11 protein-coding genes and 3 tRNA genes are annotated in these 13,161 nt (G+C 53.9%); all 14 read right to left on the bottom strand.

Annotated features, from left to right (window positions below; translation table 11 throughout):
- Positions 1-71: 71 nt before the first annotated feature.
- The 14 genes from RTX30_RS22180 to wecA all read right to left on the bottom strand — a co-directional run bounded on the left by RTX30_RS22180 (position 72) and on the right by wecA (position 13,019).
- Positions 72-158, bottom strand: a tRNA-Leu gene (locus RTX30_RS22180).
- 28 nt (positions 159-186) lie between these two features.
- Positions 187-262 (bottom strand) — tRNA-His (locus RTX30_RS22185).
- A gap of 69 nt (positions 263-331) precedes the next feature.
- A tRNA-Arg gene (locus RTX30_RS22190) sits at positions 332-408 on the bottom strand.
- Between the two features lie 102 nt (positions 409-510).
- Complete coding sequence (gene thrP / locus RTX30_RS22195) at positions 511-1,896, bottom strand: bifunctional threonine/serine APC transporter ThrP (protein WP_312692934.1); 1,386 nt, start codon at positions 1,894-1,896, stop codon at positions 511-513.
- 257 nt (positions 1,897-2,153) lie between these two features.
- Complete coding sequence (wecG, locus tag RTX30_RS22200) at positions 2,154-2,894, bottom strand: lipopolysaccharide N-acetylmannosaminouronosyltransferase (protein ID WP_312692936.1); 741 nt, start codon at positions 2,892-2,894, stop codon at positions 2,154-2,156.
- Positions 2,895-2,903: 9 nt separating this feature from the next.
- The gene (gene wzyE, locus RTX30_RS22205; protein ID WP_312692938.1) at positions 2,904-4,256 is read right to left on the bottom strand and encodes an ECA oligosaccharide polymerase; all 1,353 of its coding nucleotides are present in this window, start codon (positions 4,254-4,256) and stop codon (positions 2,904-2,906) included.
- A complete protein-coding gene (locus tag RTX30_RS22210; RefSeq protein ID WP_312692940.1) occupies positions 4,253-5,332 on the bottom strand; it encodes a TDP-N-acetylfucosamine:lipid II N-acetylfucosaminyltransferase in 1,080 nt (359 codons plus the stop codon). The genes wzyE and RTX30_RS22210 overlap by 4 nt, the downstream gene beginning before the upstream one ends.
- Entirely contained in the window at positions 5,329-6,579 is a 1,251-nt protein-coding gene (wzxE, locus tag RTX30_RS22215; protein WP_312692942.1) for a lipid III flippase WzxE, read from the bottom strand. The genes RTX30_RS22210 and wzxE overlap by 4 nt, the downstream gene beginning before the upstream one ends.
- A gap of 1 nt (position 6,580) precedes the next feature.
- Positions 6,581-7,711 carry a dTDP-4-amino-4,6-dideoxygalactose transaminase gene (gene rffA / locus RTX30_RS22220; RefSeq protein ID WP_312692944.1) on the bottom strand — a complete coding sequence of 377 codons (1,131 nt, stop codon included), beginning with the start codon at positions 7,709-7,711 and terminating at the stop codon, positions 6,581-6,583.
- A gap of 4 nt (positions 7,712-7,715) precedes the next feature.
- Positions 7,716-8,393 carry a dTDP-4-amino-4,6-dideoxy-D-galactose acyltransferase gene (gene rffC, locus RTX30_RS22225; RefSeq protein WP_312692946.1) on the bottom strand — a complete coding sequence of 226 codons (678 nt, stop codon included), beginning with the start codon at positions 8,391-8,393 and terminating at the stop codon, positions 7,716-7,718.
- A gap of 17 nt (positions 8,394-8,410) precedes the next feature.
- Positions 8,411-9,673 (bottom strand): UDP-N-acetyl-D-mannosamine dehydrogenase, encoded by a 1,263-nt coding sequence (gene wecC, locus RTX30_RS22230; protein ID WP_312692948.1) that lies wholly within the window; start codon positions 9,671-9,673, stop codon positions 8,411-8,413.
- Positions 9,670-10,800, bottom strand: coding sequence for a non-hydrolyzing UDP-N-acetylglucosamine 2-epimerase (wecB, locus tag RTX30_RS22235; RefSeq protein ID WP_312692950.1), 1,131 nt, complete (start codon positions 10,798-10,800; stop codon positions 9,670-9,672). The genes wecC and wecB overlap by 4 nt, the downstream gene beginning before the upstream one ends.
- A gap of 55 nt (positions 10,801-10,855) precedes the next feature.
- Positions 10,856-11,902, bottom strand: coding sequence for an ECA polysaccharide chain length modulation protein (gene wzzE / locus RTX30_RS22240; RefSeq protein WP_312692952.1), 1,047 nt, complete (start codon positions 11,900-11,902; stop codon positions 10,856-10,858).
- A gap of 13 nt (positions 11,903-11,915) precedes the next feature.
- Positions 11,916-13,019, bottom strand: coding sequence for a UDP-N-acetylglucosamine--undecaprenyl-phosphate N-acetylglucosaminephosphotransferase (gene wecA, locus RTX30_RS22245; RefSeq protein ID WP_312692954.1), 1,104 nt, complete (start codon positions 13,017-13,019; stop codon positions 11,916-11,918).
- Positions 13,020-13,161: the final 142 nt, after the last annotated feature.

Below are 13,161 nucleotides of genomic sequence, written 5' to 3' on the forward strand. Positions count from 1 at the left end.
ACCAGTTGCGCTACCAAGCTGCGCTACTCGCCGATGTACTGCTTTTTGAATTTTTTGTTCAATCTAAGTTGTGGTGCGAGGGGGGGGACTTGAACCCCCACGTCCGTAAGGACACTAACACCTGAAGCTAGCGCGTCTACCAATTCCGCCACCTTCGCATTCCACGAAACTTTTACTGCTAAATAATGGGGTGGCTAATGGGACTCGAACCCACGACAACTGGAATCACAATCCAGGGCTCTACCAACTGAGCTATAGCCACCACTGTAAATCTTTTCACGCGGTACCGTGATATTTCACGAACCACCGCAGCTCAAGCGCCGGGTTTAAATGGCGCGCCCGACAGGATTCGAACCTGAGACCTCTGCCTCCGGAGGGCAGCGCTCTATCCAGCTGAGCTACGGGCGCGTAGCGCCGTTGCGGGGGTGGATAGTACGGACTTCGGGCGCGGCTGTCTAGTGCTTTTTTGAAGAAAATGCGCGTTTGGTTATGCTTTGCGCATTTTGCCTCTTATTCACTCACTCCTGGCGTTACAGCATGTCGATTAAGGCGAAATACCTTATAGGCCATCGTCACAGCAGCAAGGAAGATAACACCTACAAACAGCGACATACGCGTGTCATCGTTAAAGCCCATCCCAATCAATACGCACACCAGGAACGCCATGGTGAGCCAGTTCGCCCATGGGAACAGCATTGAGCGGAACGGATGGCTGGCAATCGCCTCTTTGTGCGCCTTACGAAAACGCAACTGGCTAATCAGAATCACAAACCACGGCACCATACCCGGCAGCACGCTGGCGCTATAGACATAAACGAAGACGCGCTGCGGATTCGGAATGATGTAGTTCAGACAGGAGCCGATCAGCAGGATAACGATAGAAATCGTCACGCCTACCGCCGGAACACCGCTTTTAGAAACTCTCGCCACGGCAGCAGGCAGTTGGCGGTTTTTCGCCAGCGCATACAGCATACGACCACAGCTATACATCCCGCTGTTACAGCCGGACAGCGCCGCCGTCAGCACCACAAAGTTAATGATTCCTGCCGCAGCCGTAATGCCAATCTTCGCAAAGGTCAGCACAAAGGGGCTACCATTGGTGCCAATTTCATTCCATGGAAAGATGGTGACGATCACGAAAATCGCACCCACGTAGAAAATCAGGATGCGCCACAATACCTTGCTGACTGCGCTACGCAACGTGACTTGCGGATTTTTCGCTTCACCGGCAGTGATACCAATCAGTTCAACGCCCTGATAGGACGCAACCACAATACAGAGCGCGGTTAAGAAGCCTTTCCAGCCGCCTGCAAAAAAGCCGCCATGCTCGGTCAGATTACTAAAACCAATTGAATGCCCGCCGTTGCCAAATCCAAAGAAGATCACGCCCAGCCCCACCACAATCATCACAATGATGGTGGTCACTTTGATCATCGCAAACCAGAATTCGATTTCGCCGTACAGGCGCACCGCAGCAAGGTTGGCCAGCGCCACCAGCGCCACCGCAATAAGCGCGGGTATCCATTGGGCAAGATCCGGGAACCAGAACTGGACATACACGCCAATGGCGGTAATTTCCGAAATGCCGACGGCCATCCACATAAACCAGTAGGACCACGCCGTCAGATAACCAAAAAACGGGCTCATATAGCGGTGCGCATAAACAGCGAAAGAACCGGCTACCGGCTCAAGGAACAGCATTTCGCCCATCGAGCGCATGATAAAGAAGACGAAAAGACCGGCAATAATGTATGCCAGCAATACTGACGGACCTGCCCATTTCAGCGTACTGGCCGCGCCCATAAAAAGGCCCACGCCGATAGTGCCGCCAAGGGCAATTAATTCGATATGTCGAGACTCCAGCCCGCGCTGAAGCTCTGGTTTGTTGTCAGCCATAAATCCTCTGTTGTGTTTGCTTCTTTCTTTACCCGCTTTGCGGGTTATTGTTATGAGTTTTCTCTCAGTTCATAACAGACCATGCGGCACCGACCAGAAACGGGTTGGCGCAAAAAACACCACGGCACTGCAATGAGTGAGCGAATGGTTTCTTAAAACGGAGGAAATGGCAAATGATGTATAAAAAAAATCAATGTAATGCGCAATAAAACAGCAGAAGGAAATAAAAAGGCAGCGCATTGCGCCGCCCGGGTTAATTAGAGTTTTCCGCTGTAGTGCCAGCGTAAATAGCGCAACAACCGCAACTGCCGCTCCAGGCGCGTCGGCTGAGACAACAACCGGTACAACCACTCGAGGCCCAGCTTCTGCCAGATCTTCGGCGCGCGTTTAACATGGCCTGTAAAGACGTCATACGTCCCGCCAACGCCCATATACAGGGCATCAGGATAAACCACACGGCAATCACGCATCAGGATCTCCTGTTTTGGCGACCCCATGGCCACGGTGACAATTTTTGCCCCACTGTCGCGGATACGCTCAAACAAAGCCTGCCGTTGTGACGGTTCGAAGTAACCACTCTGGCTACCGACAATGTTCACTTGCCATTGCGCACGCAGTTTCTGCTCAGTCTGCGCTAACACGTCCGGTTTACCACCCACCAGAAACACCGGTGTCGCATTCTCGCCTGCACGCTGCATCAGTTTTTCCCACAGATCGGCGCCCGCAACCCGCGACACGCGCGCCTGAGGAAACTTCTTGCGCAGGGAACGTACCACGCTGATACCGTCGGCATATTTAAACTCTGCCGCCTCAATCAGGGCGCGGACCTGGGCATCATCTTCCAGCGTCAGCATCTTTTCGGCGTTAATGGCGACCAGCGTACCCTGTTTTATGTCGCCATCCGCATAGAGATAATCCAGCGCGTGTTGCATATCGCGCCAGCCAATCAGTTTCAGACCACGCAGGTCATACAGCGGCGCTGCCGTCTTGTCCGTCATGTTTATCCTTTACACCTGGGAGAGAGGTTTGGCCGCGCTATCGCCGCGTTTATGTATCAGACCGGCGCTATCAAACAACCAGTACAGTAACTTCGCCAGCAGCAGACAGAAGCCAAAGATGACGAGGAAGAACACAACGCGAGAAACAAAAGAGTCCAGCCCTTCACGCGCCAGCACAATCATGTTGAAAATGGCCCCAAAGCAGAAGCTGTGCAGAATAGCGGCTTTATAGCGATTCGTTTCCTGGTTGCCCAACATGTACAACCAGTCGAACCATTTAATAATAAGCCCGACCACAACTGCACCGAGCGGAATGAATGACGCACCGCCCATCACTACCAGCGACCCGATCAGCGTGGGCGAGATCGCCAGGCCAGAGTGGTTATTGAGCACTTCCCAGGTAAAATAATTCGCCGTGTTCAGGACAATACTCGGGCGCGATGGCCACAACCAGCTCGGGATAAAGACATAAAAATCGCGCACAATCGGTGCCAGCCCCTGAAAGGCAATCTTGTCGTAGTTTTGTAGCAGCAGCGATAAGTTCTCCCATGGCGAGAAGGTATCGCGCGTTAGGTACAGGAAGGTATAAAACGCTTCATCGCCGCTGACATTAAGGCCATAGCGCTTAATTGCCAGCCAGAACATCCCTACGATGCCAAACACCCCCGCCGCCGCCAGCATCCATAGTGAAATCCAGCCACGAATAATGCCGATAAACAAAAATATTGCGAAGGCGATAATGATATTTGCGCGGGTACCCCCAACGATCATGTACGTCAGCAGGCCAAACGCAACCGTGCTGACGAGGAAGAAAATCCACGCCTGCGCGCTCTGGCGCAGAAAATAGATCACCAGCATCGCAGGAATAAAGAAGTAGAAGAAGCGCTTAAGCGCCACCCCGGAAACTTCGCTGGAAAAGATCTGGCTGTACGATTGCAGGCGGAACAACAGAAAACCGTTGTGCATAAAGAAAATGGTCACGCTTACCAGCGCGATAGCCATCAGCATGACCCACGTCAGGTTGGCTTCCACCCGATTGATGGTGAACAGCGGACGCCGGATACCCTGCTCCGCTCGCTTACGCAGCCGCGTTTTGTACGTGACATAGTAGATGGCATAGAAGCAGGTCGCGGCCAGAAGTGACTGCATCATCACGCCTGGCGGCGCAACGCCAACATTGAAACGGAAAACCAACACACTGGTCAGCGGGAAACCGAAGAAAAACGTCAGCAAAAAGAGCAACGAAAAAAAGACATTAAAATTAAAGCGCACCCGACGAAACTCGAACCAGGTCAACGTGGCGATAAACAGCGCCCCCAATAGCCAGATGACAAACAGACCGCAAAACTCCAGTGGGCTCATTCGGCATTCCCCGCAGCAATACGCAGCGCTTTATGCCACGGTGCAATAAAGTTCGGGCTGAAGAACGTAATGGCATTTTTATCTACCGCCACGAGCTGCCGCCGGGCTTCACGCACTACCGATACGTTCAGCGTATCCGTGGTAAAGAGCACCGGAATATCCTCGGCCACCATATCCCGCCAGAAAGGATTTTCCCGGTTCAGTACGCAGGGCACGCCAGCCTGAATCAGTAAGCAAAGCGTGCCGATCCCCTGCTGGCGGGCAAAGATAAAATATCCGAGGTCGCACTGCGCCAGCAGATCGAGGTAGTCATCAAACGCCATTTTCTCACTGAGAATGCGCAAATTATCAGCGCTGAAAAGCGCCAGCCCGGCACTACGCACCGCCTCAATATAGTTGCGGTTATTCGCCGGATACCCCATCGGTACAATAATATTGACGGTATCGCCAAACTGACGGTGAATAGCCTGCAACGCCGCAATATGGTCGTTACTGGGATCGCCGGAGTTGCCGACGAGGATCGTCAGCTTGCCCTCGCGGTGCAGTTCATGCGCCATGGTGTTGAGCGCCGGATCCATACGGGTCGGGAAATAGAGCAACTCGCCACGCACCGCCGGGTTACGCTTGCCAAACCACGCCAAATCGCCACGGGTGGCAAATATGCAACCAACGCGACGCTGAGCCAGCCGACGCAGCGGGTAAAAGAGACGGAACTTGACGCTACGTGACACTTCGTACAGATCGGCACCCCAGGCATGCCAGTAAAACTGATCGGGCCTGATAGCGCCCGTCAGCAGCGCCAGCCATATACCAAAATTGAATTGCCCGTGGAAAAAGAAACGCTGTTGGCGTTGTGCTTTCGCTTTAGCGATAACAGCCTGCGCCAGCGCTTTTTTGCCCGGATAAAAATGCAGGCTCAGTGCCGGATATTCCGCGCTTTGCCCGTTGTCACGCCCGACAATCATAAACTCGCGAGCGTGCACGCTCGTGGCTGCCAGCGTGTCGTTAAAGAACCGCAGCACAGTCTGATTATGGTGTGGGATATCCGATCCCAGTACGTGAATGAGTGTAGTCATGTCTTCTTACGCCAAATCCAAAACACGCCACAACAGAGGGCGAAATAAATAACATACGTGGCCATATAGGCCTGCGCCGCACCGGCAGCGCCATGCGCAGGAATTAACCAGCGCGAGAAGAGTATCAGCAACGTAAACTGACTGATTTCCGCCAGGATATAAAAACGTAACGAGGCTTTCGCGACAACCAGGTAACCAAATACGTAAGCGCCCACTTTCAATACATCGCCGACCAGCTGCCAGGCAAAAAGGTCGCGCATGGCGATAAACTGGCTGGAAAACAGCAACCAGATGGCAACGTCGCGCAGTAACCACACCGCCAGACTGACTGCCGCCACCGCCGGCAACACAAAGCGCAGCGATTTTACGATTTCGCGGGAGATCTCCTGCTTTGTCGCCAGCCTCGATAAAGTAGGCAGCAAATAAACGCTAAACGAAGCCGTAATAAATTGTAGATACGCATCGGAGATGCTGCTTACCCCCTGCCATATCCCCACGTCATTCCAGCTATAGTGCGCTGCCAGCTGGTTTCGCATTAACACGTACGCCAGCGGCATCGTAAACGAGGTAATCAGCGCCATCAGCGTAAATTTGCTCAGTTGCCCCGCCAGCAGCTTATCCCACTGTGGTTTAAAAAACCGCAGCGGCACCGTGCCGCGCCGCAGAAGCATCGCTAACGCCGGGATCACCACCAGTGCCGGAACCAACGCAAGGCCGAGCAGCGCGCCCTGATAGCCCCCGAGCCTGAAGCACAGATACCACGCCAGCACGCCAATTACGCTACCGATGATTAATGACAACGCATTACTCACCGCATCGCGAAAGCCTTTCATCACCGCCAGCAGCAAGTTCGCCCAGGCAATGCCCATCTGCACCAGTGCAACCAGACGAACCAGTCCCTGATAATGCGTATGGCCAAATAACCCCTGACTTATAGGCGCTGCGGCAAAGACAAACACCAGCGCCAGCAGCGTAGAGAACGCGAGCACCATAGCTGATGAGGTGCCAACCACAACCCGTAACCGGTCTGGATCGTCGTGATGCTGGGCAACGAACTTCGTCACACCGTTAAAAATGCCGGCGCCCGCCAGCACACCCAGAACCGTAATCAACTGGCGGAAATTGCCCGCCTGCCCGACGCCCGATGGCCCAAAGGCCACGGCCAGCAGTTTGACCACCAGCAAGCCCGCGCCAATTTTGACTAACGTGCTTGCGGCAGTCCATACCGATGCTTTTGCCAGTGACATATCAGCTGAAATAACTCAGCAGTGTGCTGATTACCGTGCGCTGATTAACCGGCGACAGGTTGTAGAACAGGGGCAAGCGAAGCAAACGCTCACTTTCCTGTGTGGTGTAGCGATCTTCACCACGGAATTCGCCGAACTGCTCGCCCGCCGGGGAAGCATGGAGCGGGATATAGTGGAACACAGCAAGAATTTCGGCCTCTTTCAGGAACGCAATCAGCTTGCTGCGATCGGCTTCGTCGCGCAGTTTGATATAGAACATGTGCGCATTGTGGGCGCAGTCTGCTGGCACAGAAGGTAATTCAATACGCCCGGCACGCGCCAGCGGCTTCAGCGCATCATAATAGGTTTGCCACAACGACAGACGTTGCTGATTAATGCGATCCGCCGCTTCCAGTTGCGCCCACAGATACGCAGCCTGCAGATCCGCCATCAGGTAACTCGAGCCGATATCGCGCCAGGTGTATTTATCCACCTGGCCACGGAAGAACTGGCTGCGATTGGTCCCTTTCTCGCGGATAATTTCCGCACGTTCCACCAGGGCACGATCGTTAATCAGTGTCGCGCCACCTTCACCGCCAGCGGTGTAGTTTTTGGTTTCATGAAAACTAAAGCAGCCAATATGCCCGATAGTACCGAGCGCGCGGCCTTTGTAGGTCGACATAACGCCCTGCGCGGCATCTTCAACGACATACAAATTGTGGCGTTTTGCTATCGCCATGATGGTGTCCATTTCGCAGGCCACCCCGGCGTAATGCACGGGCACAATCACCTTTGTCTTCGCAGTAATTGCGGCTTCAATGCAGTTTTCATCAATGTTCAGGGTATCCGGGCGGATATCAACAAAGACGATTTTCGCACCACGCAGCACAAAAGCATTCGCCGTGGAGACAAAGGTGTAACTCGGCATAATCACTTCATCGCCGGGCTGGATGTCGAGAAGCAGTGCAGCCATCTCAAGCGAGGCGGTACAGGAAGGTGTCAATAACACTTTGGCGCTGTGAAAACGCTGCTCCATCCACTGCTGGCAACGACGGGTAAAACCGCCATCGCCGCATAGCTTGCCGCTACCCATCGCCGACTGCATGTAGTCGAGTTCCGTTCCTACCACCGGTGGTGCGTTGAAGGGGATCATAAAGTTACCTGTATAACCACAGCGCGGTGCTTTCCACATTCGCGCCGCTTTGAATGTATCGTTTAAGCGCAGCGGTATTGCCAAGCTGGGTTGCTACCCGCACCCGGATTAATTGCCGCTGCCGCGCCCACTGGCAAGCCGCCAGCATTAATGCCTCGCCCATCCCGCGCCCGGCCAGCAGGCCGATACGCGCCTCCTGCTCGTTCAACTGACGTAGCGAGACAAAGCCTGCAATGTCGCCATGCGCGTCTCGCAACAGCAGACATTGATGATCAAACACGCCTTTCACGGCATTTTCTATCCATTGAGCGTAGAAACGCCCGCTGGCATCGGAAGGGTACCAGGGTGCACGAAAACGGCTCTGCACAAACGTGCCTGCCGCCTGCTCGCGCAGCAGTGGAATATCATCCTCGCTCGCCACATCGGCATGGGGATCCTCTCCCTGAGCAGGCACGCTGAGCGCAAGATCGATTTCGCCTTCTACCAGTTGAAAGCCTAGCTGCTGTAGCGCGTCGAGCGATGCCGTTTGCGTCGCCGGCAACTTGACCTGCACACGCGCCCAGGGCGAAAAATCCGCTACCGATAACGCCGGAGCTGAAGGCTGTAAGCGCACGATTGCGCTGCGTATACCAAAAAAAGCGCTTTCCCACGCCAGTTCTTCTACGGTGCCGTGAAGAGCCATATCGTTTCCTTAACGCATTAGCGCCAGACGCCTTTGGTATCCACAATGTAATCCTGCGCGATGCTATCACCCGCCAGCGCTTTAAATTCTTTATGATCGACAAGCATGACCAGCACATCTGCCTGCGCCAGCGCATCGTGCGTGTTTACCAGCGTACTGATGCCGGTAAGCGAAGGTGGAAGTTGATGGATGTTGGGTTCAACGACCAGCGTTTCGCCGCTGTGCCACTGGGCGATACTGCGGGCGATCTCCATCGCCGGGCTTTCGCGCAGATCGTCAATATTGGGTTTAAAAGCCAGCCCGAAGCAGGCAATTTTAAGCTCGCTGGCACGTTTGTCGTTTGCTGCAAGGCAATCGGCAACGGTCGCTTTCACCTGATCCATCACCCAATGCGGTTTATGGTCGTTCACCTCGCGCGCGGTTCGAATGAGCCGCGCCTGTTGCGGGTTCTGCGCCACGATAAACCACGGGTCGACGGCGATGCAGTGACCGCCCACGCCTGGCCCCGGTTGCAGGATATTGACGCGCGGGTGGCGATTCGCCAGACGGATCAGTTCCCAAACGTTAATCTGCTGTTCGGCGCAAATCAGCGACAATTCATTAGCAAAGGCAATATTGACGTCGCGGAAGCTGTTTTCGGTCAGCTTGCACATTTCTGCCGTGCGGGAGTTCGTCACCACACATTCGCCTTCGAGGAAAATTTTGTATAGCTCGCTGGCGCGCGAGGAACATAGCGGCGTCATGCCGCCGATAACACGATCATTCTTAATCAGTTCAACCATCACCTGACCGGGCAAAACGCGCTCCGGGCAATAGGCAATGTTAATATCTGCAGCCTCGCCCACCTGTTGCGGGAAGGTAAGATCCGGACGCGCTTCGGCAAGCCAGGCGGCCATTTGTTCGGTCGCGCCAACGGGTGAAGTAGATTCGAGGATCACCAGCGCGCCTTTGTGCAACACCGGCGCGATCGATTTGGCCGCCGCTTCGACATACACCATATCTGGCTCGTGATCGCCCTTGAAAGGCGTCGGCACCGCAATCAGGTAAGCATCTGCAGCAACCGGGGTTGTGCTGGCGCGCAGAAAGCCGCCTTCAACCGCCGCTTTGACGACGCTGCCCAGCTCCGGTTCGACAATATGGATTTCACCGCGATTAATGGTTTCCACTGCGCGTGCATTGATATCAATCCCGATGACCTTCTTTTGCCGGGAGGCAAATGCAGCGGCGGTCGGAAGGCCGATATAACCCAGGCCAATGACGGAAATGGTTGAAAAGCTCATAGTGTTACCCGATTGTTTTTAAGTGCGTGCAAAATGCGACCACAAGCCTGCCCGTCGCCGTACGGATTGTGCGCACGGCTCATCGCCTGCCAGGCCTCGTTGTCATGCAGCAGACGCGCCACTTCTTCGACAATGCGTTGGCGATCCGTGCCGACCAGTTTTACCGTCCCGGCATCGACCGCTTCCGGCCGTTCAGTGGTGTCTCGCATGACGAGCACCGGTTTGCCGAGGGATGGCGCTTCTTCCTGGATCCCACCCGAGTCGGTGAGGATCAACCAGGCGTGGTTCATTAACCACAGGAACGGCAGGTAATCCTGCGGTTCAATTAATGTCACGTTTTCAACATGGCTGAGGATGCGTTTTACCGGCTCGCTAACGTTCGGGTTGAGATGTACCGGATAAACAATCTGGACATCATCGTTCTGCGCCGCAATGTCTGCCAGCGCATAACAGATTTGTTCAAATCCCCGGCCAAAACTCTCACGGCGATGCCCGGTCACCAGGATCAGCTTCTTGTTCTTATCCAGGAAGGGGTAACGGGCCGCTAATTCTCCATGCAGCGAGGTATCATTCAGCACGCTGTCGCGAACCCAGAACAGCGCATCAATCACCGTATTGCCGGTAACGAAAATGCCTTTTTCCGCGATGTTTTCCCGCAGCAGGTTGTTGCGTGAGTTCTCTGTCGGCGCAAAATGGTACATCGCCAGGTGGCCCGTCAACGTGCGGTTGGCTTCTTCCGGCCACGGCGAAGAGAGATCGCCGGTTCGCAGCCCCGCTTCCACATGCCCAACGGGAATACGCTGATAAAATGCAGCCAGACTTGCGGCAATCGTGGTGGTGGTATCCCCGTGTACCAGAACAACGTCCGGGCGGAAAGATTCAAGAATAGGTTTAAGGCCTTCGAGAATACCGCAAGTGATCTCTGTCAGCCCCTGGCCGGGGCGCATGATATTCAGGTCGTAGTCCGGGACTATTGAGAAGAGGTTTAGCACCTGATCGAGCATCTCCCGATGCTGCGCAGTGACGCAAACTCTCGCCTCAAAGTCAGGATCTTTTGCCAGCGCATGTACCAGCGGAGCCATTTTAATGGCTTCTGGTCGTGTGCCAAATACGGTCAGTACTTTCACAACGATTCTCTTCGATTGGAAAGTGAAGGCGCAACGCCTTCACCTCAGACGCGGTTTAGTTCAAACGGCGTCGCGTTAGTGCAACCCCGGCGCCGATTAATGCGCCGACAATTCCCCACATGATCATCAGGAAGGCACGGCGCGGACTGTCGCGCTTAACCGGCTCTTCTGGTGTACGTAAATAACGGTACGTCTGGAAACGCGGATCCAGTGTGGGGCCGACGTTAAGCGTATTCAGCATGGCCCGATTCTGATCATAGTCCAGATCGAACTGCGGCCCTACCGCTTGCAGGTTTTCAAGACGTGCCTGCAGCATCGGACGACCAAGCATAAACAGTTCAGAATCGGGTAACTCATCTGGCGGAACATCGGTTTCGTTGCGGGAAATATTATGCTGCTCTGCCACTTTCAGCGCCTGCTCAACGTTGCGCAGGCGTCGGTTATAAATCGCTTTGGCGACCTCTTCCTGCCGTTTGACCTGTGCTTTCATCTGGATTGTGCGGGCGGCCCAGGCGCCTTTCAGTTCATCATTTAAATGACTGGCGGCACGCTGGCTGGCAAAGGCGACATACTGACGCAGCAAATTATTGGCATCCGGTGCCGTCTCTGCAATCAGCTTAACGCTATCGTTGATATTTCGTGCGACATCCCCAGGGGTATATTGAATATTATTAATTAGCTCATCGAGCATGGCGGCGTCGGCCTTGCTGTTGCCAACCTGGCGCTGCTTGTAATAATCGGTTTGTAACCAGAAATCGCGACGCGTGTCCCAGGAGGCAAGCTGCATAATGAACTCTTTGTAAGCTTCATCCATAACCGATGGCTGCTCTAGCGGTGCCAGGTTTGCTTTGACATCCAGGTTGCGTAAAAACTGCTGTTGCGAATAGTAACCGCCCAGCATATTTACTGTCGGTCGGTCAGCAATCGCGGTTGCGCTCCACTCCTGGCGCGCAAAGAAGGTCCAGGCTAACGCGAGCAAGACAAACAGCAGCGCCACGCCTCCAATCCATAGTTTTCCTGCCCAAAGGGTACGGAATAAGCCCCGGATATCCAGTTCATTCTCCGTGCCTGCTAAAGGTGCTCCTGACGCTGGTTGAATCATCGCTTTCCCGATTTTACTTGGTTAGTGTTGATTTTTGGTCTCTGCTACGGCGTATTCTGCGTTTTACACGTTTCATAAAACGCGCCACTTTCCACGCCCGTTTAATACAGTAGCCATACAGAAAGAAGGATAGCAAAAATAATGCCAACATCACCCATTCAGGGATGAAATGAAGGTATTCGGTCACCACCCCGACGCTTGCCAGAAGCGCTGCTGCGAGGGTGATTAACACAAACGCCTGACGGGAAGTAAAACCCGCCCGCATGATCAGGTGATGAATGTGCTGACGATCCGGCGAAAAAGGACTCATGCCTTTACGCAGGCGACGGTAGGTGATCGCCACCATATCCATCAACGGAATGGCGATTATCCACAAGGCGGTGACAGGGCTGATGGGGTGCGTTTTACCCTGGGTCGTTTCCAGCAAAATCCAGATCACCGTAAAACCAATCAACGTGCTGCCAGCATCGCCCATAAAGACTTTATAACGCCGCCCAAGCACGCCGAGATTCAACAGGATGTAAGGGATGATGGCGGCGATCATGGCGAAACACCAAATGGCCAGGCTGTACTGGCCGTCGAACCATAAAATGATACCGATGGCCGCGAACGAGACGCAGGAGAGGCCACCCAGCAAACCGTCAATGCCATCAACCATATTAAAGGCGTTGATCGACGTCCAGATGGCAAACAGAGTGAGGAGGTAACCGAAAGGCCCGAGAACCATCTCCCAGGAACCGAAGATATAGCCAAGACTGCTTAAATGCAGTTTGCCGAAAACCATCACCACTACAGCGATTGCTGCCTGGATAGCCGCCCGGATTTTGACGCTAATATCAAAGCGATCGTCCAGCGCGCCGACAAAAACTAATACCCCCGCGCAAGCAAGGTAGAGCCAGCCGTGAGGGATGTATTCATCGGTAATAGCGAAGGTAAAGCAGACCCCGGCGTAAACTGAAATCCCCCCAACTAACGGGATCAGTCCATGATGCCGCTTTCGATAGTTAGGTCTGTCCACCAGACCTACATGTTTCGCCATTTTTCTGGCGAAGAACAGGAAAGCCGTGGTGAACAAGAAAATACTGAATAATTCAGTAAACGCAGTGAGTAAATTCACAATGCATGATCTCAGCGAATGTTGATCCTGGCAGTATAACGACGATGCCACGCTCCATAAAAGGAGAAAGCAGGTCATTCACAGACATTATTGTTTGCTTTTCAACCAAATAGGATTTTTCTATGTGAGATTAATCCTAATG

The organism is Kosakonia sp., assembly GCF_032052965.1.
Lineage (GTDB): Bacteria > Pseudomonadota > Gammaproteobacteria > Enterobacterales > Enterobacteriaceae > Kosakonia.

Coding starts and splice junctions, on each gene's coding strand:
- wzxE (WP_312692942.1), bottom strand. CDS start 6,579: ATGTCACTGGCAAAAGCATCGGTATGGACTGCCGCAAGCACGTTAGTC.
- wzzE (WP_312692952.1), bottom strand. CDS start 11,902: ATGATTCAACCAGCGTCAGGAGCACCTTTAGCAGGCACGGAGAATGAA.
- wecG (WP_312692936.1), bottom strand. CDS start 2,894: ATGACGGACAAGACGGCAGCGCCGCTGTATGACCTGCGTGGTCTGAAA.
- RTX30_RS22210 (WP_312692940.1), bottom strand. CDS start 5,332: ATGACTACACTCATTCACGTACTGGGATCGGATATCCCACACCATAAT.
- thrP (WP_312692934.1), bottom strand. CDS start 1,896: ATGGCTGACAACAAACCAGAGCTTCAGCGCGGGCTGGAGTCTCGACAT.
- rffC (WP_312692946.1), bottom strand. CDS start 8,393: ATGGCTCTTCACGGCACCGTAGAAGAACTGGCGTGGGAAAGCGCTTTT.
- wecC (WP_312692948.1), bottom strand. CDS start 9,673: ATGAGCTTTTCAACCATTTCCGTCATTGGCCTGGGTTATATCGGCCTT.
- wzyE (WP_312692938.1), bottom strand. CDS start 4,256: ATGAGCCCACTGGAGTTTTGCGGTCTGTTTGTCATCTGGCTATTGGGG.
- rffA (WP_312692944.1), bottom strand. CDS start 7,711: ATGATCCCCTTCAACGCACCACCGGTGGTAGGAACGGAACTCGACTAC.